Genomic DNA, 17,482 nt, shown 5'->3' with positions numbered 1-17,482 from the left:
TAGTGAATTGGGTGTGTGCTCAAAGGGTCTGGTCGACGAGTTCGCTTACGATGCGGTCGCGGTCCAGATGTGAGGAGACAATCTCGGCGGCGTCCTCGTCCTCAACGCCGCCGTACCAGACGCCGTCCGGGTAGACGGCGACCATGGGCCCCTCGCCACAGCGGCCGAGACACGACGACCGCGTGATGCGGGCGTCGCACTGGTCGCTGTCGCGGGCGGCCTGCCGCAGGCGTTCGAGGACCGCTGGCGCGCCGTCTTGGGCGCAGGTCTGGTTCGTGCAGACGGCGACGTGTTTTTCCGGGGCGTCGTGGACGTGCGGGTCGTCGTCGACGTTCTCGCGGTCGGCGTGTTCGGCCTGATGGGTCAGCGCCCGGAGCATCGCGCGAGCGCCGCCCTGGTCCTCCTCGTAGCCGTCGAGTTCGACCTTGTACTTGCAGGTGTCACAGGACATCTCGACGCTTCCGGTCCGAGCTTCCTGCCAGCGGTCGCCCAGCACGTCCAGCAGGCGCGTGTCGGTCCCGAGCGGTTCGCCGGGCGCGGCGTCGACGTAGGGGTATTCCTCGTCGAACTCGCGTGCGCCGTCCTTGATGCGGCCGGTCAGCACGCCGTCCCCGAGCATGTACGGGATGACGACGACGGCATCGGGTCGCGTCTTGGCGATGTCGTGTAGCGTGTCATCGAGCAACGGCTCGGTGACGCCGATGAACGACGCCTCGACCCGCGAGAACTCGCGGCCCTCGTACAGCAGGCGAGCGAGCTTGTGCACGTCGGCGTTGGCGTCCGGGTCGCTGGAGCCACGGGCGCAGACGACGGCGGCCACATCGTCTTCCTCGCGGTCGACGCCCAGTTCGGCCTCGACGGCCGCCGCGCGGTCGTCCAGCAGGTCCAGCAGCGCCGGGTGGACGCCCAGGTGCGCGCCGTTGTTGATGGTCAGTTCAGGGTGGGCCTCACGGGCCTGCTCGACAGCCAGCGGCACGTCGTTTTTGACGTGACTGGCGGCAAACAGGGAGAGGTGGACCACCGATACCTGCGAGACGGCTCTGGCCAGCCCCGCGATGGCCTCGTCGATAGCCGGCTCGGCCAGTTCGAGAAAGGCCGCGTCGACCGGGATGCCGAGTCGGCCCTCCAGTTCGACCGCAAGGTCGCGGACCTGTTCGTTCGACTTCTCGCGCCGGGAGCCGTGGCCGACCAGCAGCACCGCTTCGTCGTCCAGCGTCTCCGGCGCGGTGATAGCTTCACTCATCGGACTCGTTCAATGCTTTTCTGGAGCTTGCGCCGGCGGCTCGGCGCGAACAGCCCCGTCTCTTCGCTGCCCTCGTACAGCCAGTCACCGAGGACAGGTGCCGCGTCGTCGGCCACACCGAACCAGTAGCCCGACGAGGTCTCCGAGAGCTCGTCGTAGGGCGCGTCGACCGGACAGCGGTCAAGCAGCGTCTGTATCGTCCGGAGGAGTCGTTCGTCTTCGTGGACGAAGGAGATACCGACCGCCTCGTCGTCGGACTTGAAACACACCGTGCCACAGCCTTCGAGCAGGCCGCGGAGGAGCTGGCGGTCGTAGTCGGCCAGCGCGTCGAAGCGGTAGCCGCCCGACTCGCCGTCGAACGGGAGGCCAAGCGCGGCGCTGGCACGGTCAGCGAGGCTGCCGACGACCTGCACCGTGAACTCCTCCTCCTGACGGGTAATCGAGGTGTCGTGGGCATACGCCCGCTCGACGATGCGGCGGTCAGCCCGTTCCGCGCCAGCGATGGACGCGAGCCGCCGGGCGGCCGTCTCGTCGTTGGTTCGGACAGTGATACAGCCGTCCTCGCACTCGCCGTCGCCGGTGACCCGGCCCCAGAAGTACGCCGTCTCGGGGTGGGCTGCGAGCATATCGTTTGGCGCACCGGTTTCAACGCTCATGGCTGGACCTCCTCGTGGTCGGTGGCGGCAGGTGTATCGGCGGCCCCGGCGTCCTCCTCGACAGATTCCACGTGAATCGCATCGAGCGGGCAGGCCGCAGCGGCCTGCTCGGCATCGTCCCGCCGGTCGTCGTCGAAAGTGGCCTCGATTGCCGTCTGGTCGTCCGTCTCGATAGCCGCCAGTCCCTCGCTATCCTCGACGAAGCGGTCGTCGCGGACGAGACAGGCAAACACGCCGTCGCAGGCGTCGCGGTCGATAGTGATTCGGTACATTAGTAGTCGTACTTGGTTTCGTAGCCCCGCGGGGTCACCATCCGGTCGTCCCAGACGTAGGTGTCCTCGTTGCCCACGAGGAGGGTGGTGGTCATGTCCACGAGGTCAGTTTCGCCCAGTTCGGGCAGTTCGCCGAGTTCGACGATTTCGACCTGCTCGTCCTCGCGGCCGGCGGCGTGGACGACGCCGACAGGGGTCTCGGGGTCGCGGTGTTCCAGCAAAATCTCACAGCACTTCTCGTAGTTGTCCCGGCGCTTGCGGCTCCACGGGTTGTAGATCGTGATGGTAAAGCCCTCCTTGGCGGCGGCGTGGAGCCGCGACTCGATGGTCGGCATGTCGGTGAGGTGGTCCGACAGCGAGATGGAGACGGTGTCGTTGACCAGCGGCGCGCCGACACGGGCCGCACAGGACTGGGCCGCCGGAACGCCCGGAACCACGTCGAAGTCGAGCATCGTCGCCGTCGCGCCCTTGGACTCGATTATCTCCAGCGCGAGGCCGGCCAGCGCGTACACGTTCGGGTCGCCGCTGCCGATGATGGCCACGTCGTTGCCCGCCAGCGCACGGTCGATTGCCTCTTCGGTTCGAGACACTTCACCGCACATCGGCGTGTTGTAGATGTCGTCGGCTCCCTCAGTAATCTCGTCGGGGAGCAGTTCGACGTAGGTCGTGTAGCCGACGATGTGCTCGGCGTCCAGCAGGGCGGAGCGGGCGCGGGCAGTCATCCCCTCCGGCTGCCCGGGACCGAGGCCGACGGCGATGAGCTGGCCCGGCTCGGCGTCGAAGTCGTCAACGGTTGCACCGACTTCCTCCTCTTCGTCCGACTCACTGGACGAGGACGCGCCGCAGGAACTACTGCTGGACGAGGATGACGATTCGGACGACGACGAGGCCCCACACTTCGAGGCGCTGTCGTCGCCCGTGTCCGGTGTCGTCTCCGTCGACGAACTCGCCGAACTCGCGCCGCACTTGGAGGCGGTATCGGTCTCTGCTTCCGCTTCGCTCGCGGCCGTGCCGTCTTCTCGCGGGCCTTGCCCGCTCGAACGGTCCGCGGAACTCCGTTCCGCGCTACTCGCGCTTTCCGAGGCGCTGCGCGCCTCGCTTGCGCCACACTTCGATTCTGTCTCGGTACTTGCGTCGGTGGTGTTGTCAGTGCTCATTGTCAGAAATCGTCGACGTCACGCCCGCCGCGCGGGGTGACGAGGAACTCCTGGTAGTCGTTGCGCCAGACTTCGGTCTCGTGGGTGCCGACGACGATGGACGAACCCATGCCGCCGACCTTGTCGTCGTGCTCGGGCAGTTCGCCGAGCGTGGTGATGGTCTCCGTCTCGTCGTCGAGGTTCCGGCCGGCCTCGCCGCGGCCAGAGTCGTTGACGATAGCAGCGGGCACATCGTCCGCTCGCTCCTCGCGGAGAACGTCGACGGCCCGCTCGTAATCGCGCCAGCAGTTGTAGAGGACGACGACGAAGCCGCTGATCGCGGCCGCCCGGAGCTTCTCCTCGATTTCGTCCCAGCCGCGCCATTTGTCCGACAGCGAAATCGTACAGAAATCGTTCGACAGCGGCGCGCCGAGGTTCGCTGCCCCCGACAGCGCTGCGGTCACACCGGGGACGATTTCGATGGGGACATCGTCGGCGTCGTCGGCATCGGCCATCGTAAACAGCAGGTCGGACTTCCCGTAGACGTTCGGGTCGCCGCCGGAGACGTGGGCGATGTCTTCACCGGCGCGGACCCGCTCGAAGGCCTCGCGGGCGAGTTCGACCTGTTTGCCCATCGACGACCGGATGAGCGTCTGCCGACTGCCGTCGGGCCGCTCCAGTACGGCCCCTTCTTCGCCAGCGATTTCGCCGTCATCGGTTTCGCCGTCGAGTTCAGCCGATTGGGGCGGGAGCGTGCCGTCCTTCCGGAGGAACTCTTGATAGAGGTTCGAGGCGATGATACAGTCAGCGGTCTGGATGACGTCTTTCGCCCGCTGGGTCATGTCGTGGGGGAGCCCCGGCCCGATACCGACCACGTACAGCGTCCCGTAGTCGGCTGGACGCGTCGCCTCAGCCGCGGCCGCTGTCGACTGGCGTCCGTCGCTACTCATCCTCGGTCTCCGAGGGCCGCCGGTCGAATCTCGATACTGTGGCGCATGGTGAGTACAACGCCGCTTTCGCATAAAACAATTGTGCTTGTACTAGTCCAAGCGCAAGTGTTGGGAAGGGGTAGTTTGGTTGTATACGAGCTCGGGGAAGAGTCGAGAGCGGTGGCTGTGTAACCGTACTCACGTCGACGAATCGCAGCGCAAACAGTTCGATATCCCCCGGTCAGGTGTTCGTCAGTCCTCCGTCGACTACAACGCTCTCGCCGTTGACGTAGGAGGCCATATCGCTGGCGAGGAACGTCGCCACGTCGGCTATCTCCTCGGGTTCGCCGAAGCGGCCCGAGGGGATGAGTTCCTTCAGCATCATCTTCGTCGTGTCGTCGATGCGCTCGTCCTCGAACATCTGGGTCTTGCTGTAGCCCGGATGAATGGCGTTGACCCGGATGTTGTAGTTGCTCAGGCGGTCCGCGAGCGCGTAGGTGAACAGTCTGACTGCGCCTTTCGAAGTGCAGTAGTTGACCAGCAGGCCGGTGCCGCGGATGCCGCCGGAGCTGGACATATTGATCACGGTGCCGCCGCCGTTCTCCCGCATCGCCTCGGTTGCGACCTGCGCGCCGAAGAATACACCCTTCGTGTTCACGTCCATCAGCCGGTCGTAGTCCTCCTCTGTAGTCTCGTAGAAATCCGCTATCTCGGAGATGCCGGCATTGTTGACCATGATGTCGATACCGCCCAGTTCCTCTGCCGCGGCGACAGCCACCTCCAGGTCGTCGGGGTCGGTCACGTCACACTCGACGAAGTGGGCCGTTCGGTCGGTCTCAGCTTCGACCAGTTCGTGGGTCGGTTTGCCGCCCTCGCGGGGGTCCTGCTGTCGGTCCGCAACGATAACGTCTGCGCCGTGCTCCGCGTACCGTCGGCAGATGGCCCGGCCGAACCCGCTTGCGCCGCCCGTAACGACCGCCACCTTGTCTTCGAGTAGTGTTGTCATGCGTCATTTGTCATCACAGGCGCACATAATAAATAAGTTTAGAGTTGTACGGTGACAGGAACTCGGGACAGCTGTGGACTCGCTGCTAAGGATAGTTCAGTAGCTGCTCGGTTGCGAAAAGCTGGAACCAAAACCCAATGACTGACAAAAAGCGAGGTTAGCGCCCGATAGCGACGGTCACAGCCTCGTCGTAGCGGGTCTTCTCGGCCAGCAGGTCGTGTTCGCTGCCGGCGGCGATGGCCGACGCCTCGGCGATGCCCGGCCACCCGATGAGTTCCTTCGACCGCGAGGGGGTCGGCCCCTCGAACCCCTCCAAGGTCTCCTTCTCGAAGGCGATGACACCCAGTCCCCACTCCTCAGCAGCGGCGAGCATGCCTTCCTCGTCGGCTTTCCGGGTACCCGTTGCGACGAACTCCACATCGTCGCGGTCGAGGTCGGCCTCGTCCAGCGCCTGCTCCCAGGCCGCGTGGAACTGCTCGACATCCGCGCCGGCGACGCTGCCACAACCGAGCACGATGCCGTCGTCCTTGTTCCGCTTCAGGACGGTCACGTCGTCGTCGACCAGCACGGCCTTCGGCCCGTCAAGGCGCTCGATAGGGCCGAGTTCATCGTCCAGCACGGCGAGGTTCGTCGCCACGGTCGAGTCGCCGTTGACCACGTGAGCGTCCAGCGCCTTGGCCTGCTTCTCGACGCCCTGCTTGTCGGCAGCCTCGCTTGCGGTCGTCATCGCCGGCACCGCGCCCATGCTTGCGAGGTCGTCAGCGACCTGATTTGCGCCGTGGTGGCCGCCAGTTATCGGGATGGCCCACGTGAGTTCCTCGTCGACGACACAGATAGCGGGGTCGTCCCACTTGTCGTCGAGCAGGTGGGCGGTCTTGCGCATCGCGATGCCACTCGCCATCAGGCCGATGAAGCAGTCGTATTCGCCCCAGTACTCCTCGAACACGTCGCCGTGGTATTCGAGGATATCGATGGACTCGTAGCGGTCGCCGATACCGTCGACGATGTCCTCGGCCGTGTCCATCTTCCGCTCGAAGGCCACGATGGCAATATTCTCTGCTACTTCGCCGTCTGAGTCGGGTGCTTTGCAACCATGCGAACCGGAGTCGTCGTCTGTGTCGGTGCTCATCAGTCATCAGCCTCCTGTGAATCCGCGTCGCTCCCGCGATTCGCCCAGTCGCCGTAGAGGAACGACCGCTCGTAGTCCTCGCCGCCGACAGCATCACCGATGACGACCATTGCGGAAGCGCGATAGCCCGCGTCCTCCAGCTTCTCGCCGATGGTGGCTATCGTTCCCTCGATGACGTCCTCGTCGGGCCAGGACGCGTGGTAGATGGCCGCCACTGGTGTTTCGGGGTCGTGGCCGTCTTCGAGCAGCCGGTCCATCGTCTCGCTGACAGCGTGGGTCCCCAGATAGATGCAGGTCGTGACATCGCCCATACCGACGAACTCGGAGATGTGGTCCTCGTCCTCGTCCAGCGTCTTGCCCTGCGGGCGCGTAAAGGCGACGTGGTTGGCGACCTCGTTCAGTGTCAACTGGGTTCGCATCGTCGCGCTGGCGGCGAAGGCAGAGGTGACGCCGGGGACGATGTAGGTCGGGACGCCCTCGTGTTCGAGCGCGTCCATCTGCTCCAGAGCCGCGCCGTAGATGGCAGGGTCGCCGCTGTGAAGGCGGACAACGGTGTCGCCGGCCTCGTAGGCGTCCCGCATCAGCGGAATCAGCTCTTCGAGGTCCTTGCCGATAGAGGACACCGTTTCGGCGTCCTCGCAGTACTCCTCCAGCAGTTCGCTGTTGACGAGCGAGCCGGCGTGGACCACGAGGTCGGCGTCAGCCAGCAATTCCCGGCCAGCGACGGTCAGCAGCCGGGGGTTGCCCGGCCCGGCTCCGACGAAGGGAATGCCCTCCTGGTCGTCGCCGGCACTGTACTCGTAGACGCGGTCGTCTCGGTTCCCAGCGACAGAGTCGATTGCCGTCTGTGGGTCCGTCTCGTCAGTCTCGTCAGTCATGCTGCACCTCGTCGCCGCAAAGGGCGGCTGCAGAGCGCTCCTGTCGCACTACTTCCCCGGACCCGTTCTCGCCGCCGTCGGTCACGACACCGCTCTCGTCGGCCGCTTCGAGGAAGGCGTCGGTCGCCTGCTCGACGCGCGTCTCGGGCTTCTCGGCGTAAGCTAGCGTGTAGTAGTCTCGCTCATCGATATCGGTCGGGTCGTCGGTCACGACCGTCTCGCCCTGTTCCATGAACAGCCGGCGGCCGTACACCACGTCGTAGCCGGCCTCAACCAGCCCTTCGTGAGTGGCCGGCGCGTCGGTCACCTTGAACAGAATCATCCGGTCGGGGCCGGTCGGCGACGCGCCGCGGTCGGCCTCACGCAGCGCCAAGCTCGACCCGGCGGTGATTTCGACGCCAAGTGCGGTCGCAAACGCCGACATAGCGCTGACGCCGGGCACCACTTCGAGGTCGACTTCGGGGTGAAACGCCGCGAGCGTCCGCCGGAGATGGCCAAAGGTCGAGTAGACGTTCGGGTCTCCAAGCGTGACGAAGGCGGCATCGCCGTCGCGGGCGGTCGGCGCGATTTCGGCGGCGGCTTCCTTCCAGGCCGCCCGGAGTTTCTCCTCGTCGCGTGTCATCGGGAAGTCGAGGTCGCCGATGCGCTCCTCGGGGACGTGCTTGGTCGCGACCGACCGCGAGAGCCGCCCCGGCGAGTACACCACGTCGGCGGATTCCAGCGCGCGCTTCCCACGGACGGTTACCAGGTCGGGCTGACCAGGACCGAGGCCGATGCCGTAGAGTGTCATCGCTGGCCTCCGTCGGTCGCCTCAGTCTCAGTCGGTGACCCGCCGTCGGCGGCAACGTCCTCGCTGGCGCTGCCGACGAGCATATACACCGGGTTCTCCGAGTTGAAGCTCGTCGCGCCGGCGAGTTCGTAGCCGTGGCTCACCTGAAACTGGACAACCTCTTCCAGAATGTCGCGCTCGCGAAAGGCCTCTGTCGCCGCGCCGGCGACTTCGAGCCGCGAGACGTTCATCACGATTCGGTCGACGCCGGTTTCGACCGCGTGGTCGAGAATGGCTTCATAGTTGCGTGACCCGCCGAGGAAGAGGACGTCGGCGTCGTCCGGCAAGCCCTCCGGGGCCTCGGCCTCGCGCAATTCGACATCAGCGTCAACGTCGTTGGCGGCGAGGTTCTTGCGAGTCACGTCGAGTCGATTCCCCTTGCGTTCGAGCGCAGTGACACGCCCGGCCCGGCGCGCCGCCGTGATGGTGACGGCACCGGTACAGGAACCGACCTCCGCAAAGTGGTCGGACCCGGTGAGAGCGAGTTTGCTGGCGAGGACGGCCCGGACCTCCGGCTTGGTGGGACCGGCCTTCGCATCGTGTGGGAGCGAGACGCGGGACATCACGCTATACAACTACAGTAGCGCGTAAAACAATTTTGGTTGTATTAGTCCAAGTGCGGATGATAGCAGGGTTCGGCGACCGACGGTGGTCACATACGCGGGTCAGGGAGGCCAGACACGGCAGCCGTAGTGGTAGAGCGCGGCGAGAGAGCCACCCCAGAGGAGATGGGACAGCAGCGCCGCTGCGCTGAGGTTCGGGAGGCTCGCCTCGATACCGACAAGCGAGAGCCACACCGGCATGACGAGCCCGGCTGCCACAAACCAGAGTGCGAGCGACCAGCCGAGGGCGATTCCGTAGTATCGGAGCCGGTCGGAGAGATGGGCTGGCGCGGTTCGGACCAAGGCAGCGTACACCAGTCCGAAGACGATGCTGTGGAACCCGTGTGTGAGCCAGCCGACCAGCGCGTTCTCGACGCCGTACAGCGCCCCGACGACTGGGACGCCCCCGGAGAGGACCTGCATCGGGACGCCCATGACGACGGCAGCGACGAGCGACACCCCGACAGCCACGCTCAGGCGGCGTGGCGAGAGTCCCAGCACATCCTCGGGCGTAGCCTTCACGACGCCGTCTTCGGCCGAGACACGCAGCAGTGTCAGCGTGACTGTCGTTCCGTCATCCGTGACGGTGGCCGCCGTCCGCCCACCGTAGCTCCGGACGAGCAAGCGAACGAGGTCCAGCCCGAAGCCGGTCGAGCGGTCCTCGTAGGAACCGATTTCACCGCGGGCAAGCAAGTCGAGTTGTCGCTCGGGCAGTCCCGGGCCGTTGTCGCTGACGCTGATGGCGACAGTGTCCTCGGTGGCGGTGACCCCAACCTCGACGCGAGGGCTGTCGCTGTCATTGTAGACGACCGCGTTCTCGACCAGATGCGCGACGAGGTTGTCAAGCATCGTGTTGGCCCGCACCTGCAGGTCCGGGGGCACGTCGGCCCGCAGGTCGTAGTCGGCCGACGGGTGTGTCTCGCGGACGGCGTCGACGCCCGACTCCACGCATGGGACCACGGGGACAGCGTCTAGCGACAGGTCGGCCCCGCCGTGGGTGATGTGTTTCATGTTCTCGACGACCTGCTGGACGCCGGCCGAACGGTCGTCGATGACTGACAGGATGTCGGCCGTGCTGACACCGTCCCGTGATTCCGCAATCTCTACCCGACCCCGGATGACCGTCAGCGCGTTCAGGACCCTATCTCGAAGGATGCGGTTGACCAGGTCCAGCCTGGCAGCCTGCTGTTCGAGTTCGCGTTGCTGTCGGTTCGACCGCCCGGCGTAGACGCCAGTGAGTGCGCCGCCGACACCGCCCCCAATGAGGAAGTTCGACAGGTACGACCGGCTCCCCGCGGTTGACAGCGGCCCCATGCTGCCGTTACCAATCAGTGTCACAAGAACGAGAACGAACATCGCGCCAGTGCCTGCGAGACACCATAGCGTGACCGTCCGAACGAAGGCGTGTTCGAACTCACCAACGGCAAGAGCGACACCGAACGCGGACAGCCCCAGACCGAGCACCAGTGGCAACACGCCACTGAAGACGAACGCCATCGTGCCGTCGCTAACCGCCAGCGTGACCGTGAACCGGGTCAGGAAGAAGCCGAGGCCGGCGACAACGAGTCCAGTCGACGAGAAGCCACGACCCACGGAACGGATGTACTCGAACATAGTCCAACCCCGACAGCGCTACCATCGAGATACGTACCATTTCGCATCTGGGTACAAATCGGTTACCCAGTATCGGGGGCGCCGTGAACCGAGAAATCAGAACTCGGGACCGGGTGCCGGCACGCCGTCGCTGTCGTCGCCGCCGTCGAGGTCGAACTCCTCGCGCAGTTCCCGGATACGGTCTCTGATGTCCGCCGCCAGTTCGAACTCCAGATTGTCCGCGGCCTCCTGCATCCGTTCTTCCAGCTGTTCGATCTGGCGGGTGGCCTCGTCGGCGTCACTCGCGCCGTCACTCGAAATGCCGCCGGTCTCGGTCTTGCTCCCGGGCAGGTTCGTCTCGCCGACTTCCTTCTCGATGGTGGTCGGCTCGAAGCCGTGGTCCTCGTTGTACTGCTGCTGGATGCGCCGGCGGCGCTGAGTCTCTTGAATGGCCGACTGCATGGCGTTGCTGCGCTCGTCTGCGTACAGCACCACCTCGCCGTTGACGTTCCGGGCGGCCCGGCCCATCGTCTGGACGAGCGTCGTCTCCGAGCGCAGGAACCCCTCTTGATCGGCATCGAGAATCGCCACGAGTGAGACCTCCGGAATGTCCAGTCCTTCCCGGAGCAGGTTGATGCCGACCAGCACGTCGATGTCGCCCAGCCTGAGCGAGCGGATGAGTTCGTGCCGTTCCAGCGTGTCCGTCTCGTCGTGCATGTAGGCGACATTCACGCCGGACTCTTCGAGATACTCCGTGAGGTCCTCAGCCATGCGTTTCGTGAGTGTGGTCACCAGTACCCGTTCGTCGCGGTCGACGCGGTCATCGATGCGTTCTAACAGGTCCTCGACTTGCCCCGTCGCCGAGGCGATTTCGACAGCCGGGTCGACGAGGTGTGTCGGGCGGACAATCTGCTCGACGACCTGGTCGCTGTGGTCGCGCTCGTAGTCGCCCGGCGTGGCGCTCACGTACAGTGTCTGGTCAGTTTTCTCCTCGAACTCCTCGAAGGTGAGCGGGCGGTTGTCGAAGGCCGTCGGCAGGCGGAAGCCGTTCTCGACGAGGCTCTCCTTGCGGCTCTTGTCACCCTCGAACTGGCCGCGGATCTGGGGGAGCGTCTGGTGGGACTCGTCGACAACGGTGAGAAAGTCGTCGGGGAAGTAATCCAGCAGGGTGTAGGGGGCCTCGCCTGTCTCGCGGTCCGAGAGGTGGACCGAGTAGTTCTCGATGCCCGAGCAGTAGCCCGTCTCCTGCATCATCTCGATGTCGAACGTGGTCCGCTCCTCGATGCGCTGTGCGGCGACGTGGTTGCCCTGGCGCTCGAAGTAACTGATACGCTGGTCCAGCAGTTTCTCAATTTCGTCGATGGCCCGCTGGAGCCGCTGTTCCGGAATCGAGTAGTGCTCCGCCGGGTGCAACAGCGCGGCTGGCTCCTCGCTTTTGACCTCACCCTCCAGCGGGTCGACTTTCAGCATCCGGTCGATCTCGTCGCCCCAGAACTCCACGCGAAGGGCGTAGCGGGCGTACATCGGGTAGATTTCGAGCGTGTCCCCGCGCACGCGGAAGGTCCCCTGCGTGAAGTCCACGTCGTTGCGCTCGTAGTTCAGGTCGACCAGCTGACCGAGCAGTTCGTCGCGTTCGATCTCCTGTCCCACTTCGAGCGAGAGGGACATGTCGATGTAGTTTCGCGGGTCACCGAGCCCGTAGATGGCCGACACCGACGCGACGACGATGACGTCGTCTCGGGTGAGCAGCGAGCGCGTCGCGGAGTGGCGCAGGCGGTCGATTTCGTCGTTGATTGAGGCGTCCTTGTCGATGAACGTGTCCGTCTGCTCGACGTAGGCCTCGGGCTGGTAGTAGTCGTAGTAGGAGACGAAGTACTCGACGGCGTTGTCCGGGAACAGCTCGCGGAACTCCTCGTACAGTTGTGCTGCAAGGGTCTTGTTGTGAGCGATAACGAGGGTCGGCTGCTGGATCTCCTCGACGACCCACGAGACGGTGTTTGTCTTCCCAGAGCCGGTCACACCGAGCAGTGTCTGCCGGTCCATCCCCTGACGATAGCCCGACGCCAGCTGTTCGATGGCCTCGGGCTGGTCGCCCGCGGGGTCGAACGGGGCGTCGACACGGAACTCGCGGTCGACATCTGGTCGGTCGATAGAGAGGGGGCCGCCGGTGTCGCTCATTACCTACACATCGGGCTGGATGGACTTGAGCCGCGTGGTTCACGTGAATGTGGGGCTGGTATGCTTGTATTGTAAAGTTGAGATATTTATCACGCCCTCGTATTTTGATTCGGTAGTACCGGAAGTAAGCAGCCGATACGGCACTATCCAGGTTCTGAACAGTCAGTTCATTTTATACTCTTTTACTGTTAAGTATTTGATATGGGAGAGGCAGATACGGAGCTATCGAGCGAAAGCGAGGACGTACTCGCCACAAGCCGCTGGTCAATCGGAAACTGGGCAGTTATCGGCGTGTTTTTCGTCTTTACCGTGGTCGGCGTCGCGATGGCAGCGGGTCTGTTCGGCCGTGGCGTCCTCACTGAGACAGTCGGCGGTGACGGCTCCGGTGTCACTGTTCCGCTGGCCGTGTTCCTGTACGCGACGCTTGGTGCACTGGGGTATGTGTTCACCAAACTGATGACATCGCTTGACGAGTACGACGAGTGGGCCGATTTCGAAAAGCTCGCCGAGATAGGGCTGCGGATTCCCGCAGCGTGGCTCCTTGCCGCTGGCGTGTATCAGTTCGGCAGCCTCGCCATCGGCTCGTCTAGCCTGGGGGCGACACAGCTCGTCACCGGTGTCCCGTTTCTCGTTGGCCTCTACGTCAACGTCGCGTACAAGTGGCTCGGCGGGCTGGCCGACCGCCTCCTCGGTCGGGAACCAGAGCGAGCGGAATGGGCGACATCACAGCCTGGTCAGGGCGAAGCCGACAACCGACGACCCGACAGCGGCGACAGCGTCGGTGGCCACGACTGAGACTGTCAGCTGTACACGAGTAAAAAATGTCGCAGTGACGAATGTCGTCACGACGGTACGGCCAACAGTATGAGGCGTCGTCCCAACGGCCAGCAGCCAGAGCGAAACGCGCCCTCAGCAGACCGGTTTCGGGTTCACGCCGAGGTCTTCGAGCGTCTCGAAGTACTCGTCGTAGGCCGTCGAGATTACGTCGATAGCAGCCGCCTCCGCGGCGTCCCAGTCATCGTCATCCTCGCAGACAGCATCAAGTAGTTCAGCGGCCTCGTCGCGGAGGGCCACCACGTCGCTGCCGGCGCTGCGGAACGTACTCGCGGTCTGTGGGTCCGCCTGGCCGGTGAAGAAGCCGGTGTACTGCTCCTTTACTTTCTTGTCAACGAGCGTCCAGCCGACGAAGCCGCCAAGGCGCTCGACGGTCCCGTCGAGGTCGTCGAGTACGTCGTGCATCGCCGGCGTTCGGTCGACCGGTTCGGCATCAGTGCTGTCACCGCGCTCGGCCGTTTCGGTCGCCGCGTCGACAAACAGCGCTGCCGCGTCGTCGTTCGCGTCGTCGCTCCAGGCATCGAACGTCTCGTGGGCCGCCTGCTCGCGGGCGGCCGCCGCCGCCAGTACCACGTCCGGTTCCATCTCGCCGCGGGTGTCGGCGTACAGCGTCTTCGAGGAGCCCAGTCGGGAGAGTTCCGTCTGCTGGTCGTCACGAACTGCGTCGATAAGGTCGGCTGCGGTCATACTCTGGCCTGTGGCCGGCGCGGGCTTGTAACCATCGGACCCGCCGCTCGAAGGCTCGTATGGCTGCGGGGAGTAAGCCCCCTTCTGTTCGGGCCAGCATTCGGCTGAGCGGCCACGTCCAGCGCTTGCGCGCGGCGTCGGACTACCTGTCGACGCGGCCTTGCACCGGTGAGGTTTCGCCGTTCCATCGGTCCGTCGCCGGAAGCGTGGGGCATCGAAGATGGCCCACGGAATGCGTGGGGCGTCTCAGACGGCCCACGTGTGGAGCACAACTGTGGTCCACGAACGCGCGCCCCGGAGTCACCGGGTCGCGACTGCCCTCGGTGGGTTAGCTCTCCCTCGCTTTGGCCGCGTGCCGCACCGTCTGGTGGGGCACGACCAGCCTCGCTCGGGATTCGCACACCTCATCGGTCCGGCGACGACGTGTCGTTGCTGTTCCAGAGCCGACGGTCTCCCGCCCCGGGCTTGCGCCCGGTCACCTGTCCGACAGGTGGGGGGACTTTCCTCATGGCTTGCGCCACGGGAGCCGGCCTCCCGCTGCCACCAACAGGTACGCCAGTGCCGTGAATAAGGCTTACCAACGACCTTTTTCGGCGTCGGGTTCGCGCTTCGCGCGAACCACTCCTTGAAAAACGTCGATGAAAAAAGCGCGAATCGCGTTGCGATTCGCGTGAAACCGCTCGCTTCGCTCGCGGTATGCGCAACAGCAGCAGCAGCTACTGATTTTGTGTATTCGAGCGAGCCTGCCCTTCCCCGGGTCGCGCGACGGAGCGCGCTCCCGGCCAACACTATGTTTGAAAGGTAGTAGAGAAAGCGAGCAACCGCACGATTCGCAAAAACCGAACCGGGAGTGCTCAGCAGTGCGTCTTAGTCGTCGGAGGGCAGGGGCTCACCAGAGCCGTCAGTCGGCGCGGGCGAGGACTGCATATCGTCGTCTTCTGCGTAGGGGTACCACGTCATCTTCGTGTTGTGCATATACGGGTCGTGGTAGTCCGTCTCCTCGGGTTCGACCATGTCGGCCAGCGTCTCCTCGTCGCGGTCCGCAACGAAGTCACGGAAGGTCTCGCCGCCCTCGCGGGCGTCCTCGAAGTTGTTGACGAGGTTCTTGATCGCGCCGGGGACTTCGTCGGCCGGGACGCGCATCTCCACCCAGTCAGCGAAGCGCGGGTCGTCGCCGAGGCCGCCGCCGAGACCGATATCGAGCGCCTCGACCGGTTCGCCGTCCTTGCGGGTCTTCATCCCGCGCAGGGACACGTCGGCGATCTGGGGCTGGGCGCAGGAGGCCGTACAGCCCGAGAGGTGGATGTGGAAGTCCTTGTGGTCCTCGGGCAGTTCGACGTTGTCCTTGAGCCAGCGGGCGTACCGCACTTGGCGGTTCTTCGTCTCGACGATAGAGAGCGAGCAGTACTCCGTGCCCGTGCAGGCGATGGAACCGCGCATGAACGGCGACGGGTCCGGGGAGTAGTTCTCCAGCAGGGGTTCGCTGGTGAACGCGTCGAGGTTCTCCTCGGGGACGTCGGTGACGATTATGTTCTGACGCTGGGTCAGTCGGACCTCGCCGGAGCCGTACTCGTCGGCGAGTTCGGCGAGTTCGAGCACGTCGTCGGCACCCATGCGGCCGACCAGCACGTTCAGGCCGATGTAGTAGTTGCCGTCGTTCTGCTCGTGAATCCCGACGTGGTCGTTGTGTCCGTCCTGGGACCCGGTGTTGTAGCTGTACTGGTCGCGCATATCCTCGCCCGCAGTCGGGAGTTCGAAGTCGACGTACTCCTCCTGCAGGACCGAACGCATCTTCTCGGGCCCCCACTCGTCCATGAGGAACTTGATGCGAGCGTTGAAGCGGTCCTCGCGGTCACCGTAGTCACGGAAGAGCGAAGACATGCCGTGGGCCACGTCAGCGGCCTGCTCCGGCGGGACCCACACGTCGATATCGCGGGCGAGACGCGGTTCCTTGCGGGAGAGGCCGCCGCCGATACGGACATTGAAGCCGAGTTCGCCGTCCTTCTCAGCGGGCTCGAAAGCGAGGTCGTTGATGTCGCCCTGGCCACAGCCCTCGTCACAGCCGGCGATGGCGACCTTCCACTTGCGCGGGAGGTTCGAGTAGTCGTCGTTGCCCTTGAACGTCTCGTGGAGGTCCTCGGCAACGGGCCAGGCGTCGACGTGCTCGTGCTTGTCCTTGCCGGCAACCGGGCAGCCGACGATGTTCCGCCAGGAGTCACCACAGGCCTGCTGGGTGCCCAGGCCGACGGCTTCGAGCTTCTCGAAGATTTCCGGGATGTCCTCCAGTTTGATCCAGTGGAGCTGGATGCTCTGACGGGTCGTCCAGTCACAGTAGGCCTCGCCGAACTCCGGATTATCGACGGGACCAGTTGCGTACTCCTTTGCGACTTCGCCGATAACTTCAAGCTGGCCGGGCTTGATGACGCCGTTTGGTGTCCCGATACGCATCATGAAATACGACTCCTGGCCGGAGCGCTGGTGGTACAGGCCCCACCACTTGAAGCGCTCGAACCAGGCGTCGTGTTCGTCTTCCGGGATGGCATCCCAGCCCTGCTCTGCGAACTCCATCAAGTGCTCCCGGATCTCGTTACCGTAAACCTCGTCCTTCCAATTCTCGACTTTCGTGGGCATAGCTAATGTGTTTTTCCACAAGTCTCACTGACTTATAGAACACACTTTGCCGTCAACCGTCTCCCCCACTCCCCGAAACAAGCAACTGTTGCCTATTCTTTGGGACTGGCGAGCCGGGTTCGCTTCGCCGGGAAATGGACGCTCTCGTGGACGACACCGTGGAACTCGCCGGAGTCTGGGTCTACGACGCGGCCGACCGTCAGCCAGTCGGTCACACCGCTTTCACCGCAGGCGATACACTGACCGGCTATTCGCGCCTGGATATCGAGATAATCAACGCCCACTTCCACGAACCCCTCAGCGAGCAAATCCGTCGTCTCACACCCACAGAAGTCGCTTCGAGCCAACAACCACAGGTCCGAGACGTTCACTTCCCGCGAGTCGTTGACGGAAATCCAGGCTCCGTCGTCGAGCTGGTGAACGTCAGTCGTCATTACATCTCATTAGATTCTCGAAACACCTGAGGGCATCGGCGGGTGCAAGTATCACCGGGTCGAGTCGAATCCGCCGCAGTCATGCGGTGAGTGTCTCACGATACTGACCCGCTATTTGTTGGGCTCTGTCCGAGATACACACATATGTTGCCTGTAAGTCGCAGTGCGGGCCAAGCTTACAGCAGAGTCCGTCCTTAAGATAGTGGGGATATTACAGAGGAGTACGACATCCCGTGGCGGCCACGCTGGTCGTCGCTGTGAGAGAAACGATGACGAACGCACAACAGACCCACGACGACGATGCCGAGCGCGAAGAGCCAACGACAGACCACCTCGACAATGTCGAGGACGGCTGTGGCTGCACAGAAATCTGGGAGCACATGAGCGAAGAACGCGAAAGCGAGAGCGCATCCGACGACTGACACCCCTGTACGGGGTACTTTTG

General features: G+C 64.3%; 17 protein-coding genes and 1 other RNA gene. 2 read left to right on the top strand and 16 right to left on the bottom strand.

What is annotated here, in order from left to right; translation table 11 throughout:
- Positions 1 to 19: 19 nt before the first annotated feature.
- From RR_RS17390 to uvrB, 12 genes are all read right to left on the bottom strand, one after another.
- Complete coding sequence (locus RR_RS17390; RefSeq protein ID WP_004964930.1) at positions 20 to 1,243, bottom strand: CbiX/SirB N-terminal domain-containing protein; 1,224 nt, start codon at positions 1,241 to 1,243, stop codon at positions 20 to 22.
- On the bottom strand, positions 1,240 to 1,899 hold the full coding sequence (locus RR_RS17385; protein ID WP_011224564.1) for a hypothetical protein: 660 nt from the start codon (positions 1,897 to 1,899) through the stop codon (positions 1,240 to 1,242). Before RR_RS17385 ends, RR_RS17390 begins: the two co-directional genes overlap by 4 nt.
- On the bottom strand, positions 1,896 to 2,171 hold the full coding sequence (locus tag RR_RS17380) for a ferredoxin (RefSeq protein ID WP_011224563.1): 276 nt from the start codon (positions 2,169 to 2,171) through the stop codon (positions 1,896 to 1,898). Before RR_RS17380 ends, RR_RS17385 begins: the two co-directional genes overlap by 4 nt.
- A complete protein-coding gene (cobJ, locus tag RR_RS17375) occupies positions 2,171 to 3,328 on the bottom strand; it encodes a precorrin-3B C(17)-methyltransferase (protein WP_049939077.1) in 1,158 nt (385 codons plus the stop codon). Before cobJ ends, RR_RS17380 begins: the two co-directional genes overlap by 1 nt.
- 2 nt (positions 3,329 to 3,330) lie before the next feature.
- Positions 3,331 to 4,257 (bottom strand): precorrin-3B C(17)-methyltransferase, encoded by a 927-nt coding sequence (locus tag RR_RS17370; RefSeq protein ID WP_005536421.1) that lies wholly within the window; start codon positions 4,255 to 4,257, stop codon positions 3,331 to 3,333.
- Between the two features lie 220 nt (positions 4,258 to 4,477).
- Positions 4,478 to 5,242 carry an SDR family oxidoreductase gene (locus RR_RS17365; RefSeq protein ID WP_011224559.1) on the bottom strand — a complete coding sequence of 255 codons (765 nt, stop codon included), beginning with the start codon at positions 5,240 to 5,242 and terminating at the stop codon, positions 4,478 to 4,480.
- Between the two features lie 157 nt (positions 5,243 to 5,399).
- The gene (gene cbiG, locus RR_RS17360) at positions 5,400 to 6,371 is read right to left on the bottom strand and encodes a cobalt-precorrin 5A hydrolase (RefSeq protein ID WP_011224558.1); all 972 of its coding nucleotides are present in this window, start codon (positions 6,369 to 6,371) and stop codon (positions 5,400 to 5,402) included.
- The gene (locus RR_RS17355) at positions 6,371 to 7,249 is read right to left on the bottom strand and encodes a cobalt-precorrin-4/precorrin-4 C(11)-methyltransferase (RefSeq protein WP_011224557.1); all 879 of its coding nucleotides are present in this window, start codon (positions 7,247 to 7,249) and stop codon (positions 6,371 to 6,373) included. Before RR_RS17355 ends, cbiG begins: the two co-directional genes overlap by 1 nt.
- A complete protein-coding gene (locus RR_RS17350; protein WP_007189695.1) occupies positions 7,242 to 8,039 on the bottom strand; it encodes a cobalt-factor II C(20)-methyltransferase in 798 nt (265 codons plus the stop codon). The genes RR_RS17355 and RR_RS17350 overlap by 8 nt, the downstream gene beginning before the upstream one ends.
- A complete protein-coding gene (gene cbiT / locus RR_RS17345; RefSeq protein ID WP_004964957.1) occupies positions 8,036 to 8,641 on the bottom strand; it encodes a precorrin-6Y C5,15-methyltransferase (decarboxylating) subunit CbiT in 606 nt (201 codons plus the stop codon). The genes RR_RS17350 and cbiT overlap by 4 nt, the downstream gene beginning before the upstream one ends.
- Before the next feature lie 102 nt (positions 8,642 to 8,743).
- Positions 8,744 to 10,294, bottom strand: a complete 1,551-nt coding sequence (locus RR_RS17340; RefSeq protein WP_011224556.1) for a sensor histidine kinase — start codon at positions 10,292 to 10,294, stop codon at positions 8,744 to 8,746.
- Between the two features lie 96 nt (positions 10,295 to 10,390).
- Positions 10,391 to 12,451: an excinuclease ABC subunit UvrB gene (gene uvrB, locus RR_RS17335; RefSeq protein WP_004964961.1), complete on the bottom strand. Its 2,061-nt coding sequence runs from the start codon at positions 12,449 to 12,451 to the stop codon at positions 10,391 to 10,393.
- Between the two features lie 201 nt (positions 12,452 to 12,652).
- On the opposite strand from uvrB, the gene RR_RS17330 reads away from it, so the two are divergent.
- A complete protein-coding gene (locus RR_RS17330) occupies positions 12,653 to 13,246 on the top strand; it encodes a hypothetical protein (RefSeq protein ID WP_011224555.1) in 594 nt (197 codons plus the stop codon).
- 114 nt (positions 13,247 to 13,360) lie between these two features.
- Here the strand turns inward: RR_RS17330 and RR_RS17325 are convergent, their stop codons facing one another.
- From RR_RS17325 to RR_RS17315, 4 genes are all read right to left on the bottom strand, one after another.
- On the bottom strand, positions 13,361 to 13,972 hold the full coding sequence (locus RR_RS17325; protein ID WP_007189698.1) for a hypothetical protein: 612 nt from the start codon (positions 13,970 to 13,972) through the stop codon (positions 13,361 to 13,363).
- Positions 13,973 to 14,033: 61 nt separating this feature from the next.
- An RNA gene (gene rnpB, locus RR_RS19780) (RNase P RNA component) lies at positions 14,034 to 14,514 on the bottom strand.
- A gap of 325 nt (positions 14,515 to 14,839) precedes the next feature.
- Positions 14,840 to 16,603, bottom strand: a complete 1,764-nt coding sequence (locus tag RR_RS17320) for a nitrite/sulfite reductase (RefSeq protein ID WP_011224554.1) — start codon at positions 16,601 to 16,603, stop codon at positions 14,840 to 14,842.
- 92 nt (positions 16,604 to 16,695) lie between these two features.
- Positions 16,696 to 17,037 (bottom strand): hypothetical protein, encoded by a 342-nt coding sequence (locus tag RR_RS17315; protein ID WP_007189700.1) that lies wholly within the window; start codon positions 17,035 to 17,037, stop codon positions 16,696 to 16,698.
- A 233-nt stretch (positions 17,038 to 17,270) separates the two neighbouring features.
- Between RR_RS17315 and RR_RS17310 the strand changes: the two genes are divergently transcribed.
- On the top strand, positions 17,271 to 17,459 hold the full coding sequence (locus tag RR_RS17310; protein WP_004964979.1) for a hypothetical protein: 189 nt from the start codon (positions 17,271 to 17,273) through the stop codon (positions 17,457 to 17,459).
- Positions 17,460 to 17,482: the final 23 nt, after the last annotated feature.

The organism is Haloarcula marismortui ATCC 43049 (assembly GCF_000011085.1).
GTDB lineage: Archaea > Halobacteriota > Halobacteria > Halobacteriales > Haloarculaceae > Haloarcula > Haloarcula marismortui.
This window is presented reverse-complemented; position numbering and strand designations above follow the sequence as displayed.

Bases quoted from the DNA above. Each gene is read 5' to 3' on its own strand.
- RR_RS17390 (WP_004964930.1), bottom strand. From the start codon at position 1,243: ATGAGTGAAGCTATCACCGCGCCGGAGACGCTGGACGACGAAGCGGTG.
- RR_RS17385 (WP_011224564.1), bottom strand. From the start codon at position 1,899: ATGAGCGTTGAAACCGGTGCGCCAAACGATATGCTCGCAGCCCACCCC.
- RR_RS17380 (WP_011224563.1), bottom strand. From the start codon at position 2,171: ATGTACCGAATCACTATCGACCGCGACGCCTGCGACGGCGTGTTTGCC.
- cobJ (WP_049939077.1), bottom strand. From the start codon at position 3,328: ATGAGCACTGACAACACCACCGACGCAAGTACCGAGACAGAATCGAAG.
- RR_RS17370 (WP_005536421.1), bottom strand. From the start codon at position 4,257: ATGAGTAGCGACGGACGCCAGTCGACAGCGGCCGCGGCTGAGGCGACG.
- RR_RS17365 (WP_011224559.1), bottom strand. From the start codon at position 5,242: ATGACAACACTACTCGAAGACAAGGTGGCGGTCGTTACGGGCGGCGCA.
- cbiG (WP_011224558.1), bottom strand. From the start codon at position 6,371: ATGAGCACCGACACAGACGACGACTCCGGTTCGCATGGTTGCAAAGCA.
- RR_RS17355 (WP_011224557.1), bottom strand. From the start codon at position 7,249: ATGACTGACGAGACTGACGAGACGGACCCACAGACGGCAATCGACTCT.
- RR_RS17350 (WP_007189695.1), bottom strand. From the start codon at position 8,039: ATGACACTCTACGGCATCGGCCTCGGTCCTGGTCAGCCCGACCTGGTA.
- cbiT (WP_004964957.1), bottom strand. From the start codon at position 8,641: ATGTCCCGCGTCTCGCTCCCACACGATGCGAAGGCCGGTCCCACCAAG.
- RR_RS17340 (WP_011224556.1), bottom strand. From the start codon at position 10,294: ATGTTCGAGTACATCCGTTCCGTGGGTCGTGGCTTCTCGTCGACTGGA.
- uvrB (WP_004964961.1), bottom strand. From the start codon at position 12,451: ATGAGCGACACCGGCGGCCCCCTCTCTATCGACCGACCAGATGTCGAC.
- RR_RS17330 (WP_011224555.1), top strand. From the start codon at position 12,653: ATGGGAGAGGCAGATACGGAGCTATCGAGCGAAAGCGAGGACGTACTC.
- RR_RS17325 (WP_007189698.1), bottom strand. From the start codon at position 13,972: ATGACCGCAGCCGACCTTATCGACGCAGTTCGTGACGACCAGCAGACG.
- RR_RS17320 (WP_011224554.1), bottom strand. From the start codon at position 16,603: ATGCCCACGAAAGTCGAGAATTGGAAGGACGAGGTTTACGGTAACGAG.
- RR_RS17315 (WP_007189700.1), bottom strand. From the start codon at position 17,037: ATGACGACTGACGTTCACCAGCTCGACGACGGAGCCTGGATTTCCGTC.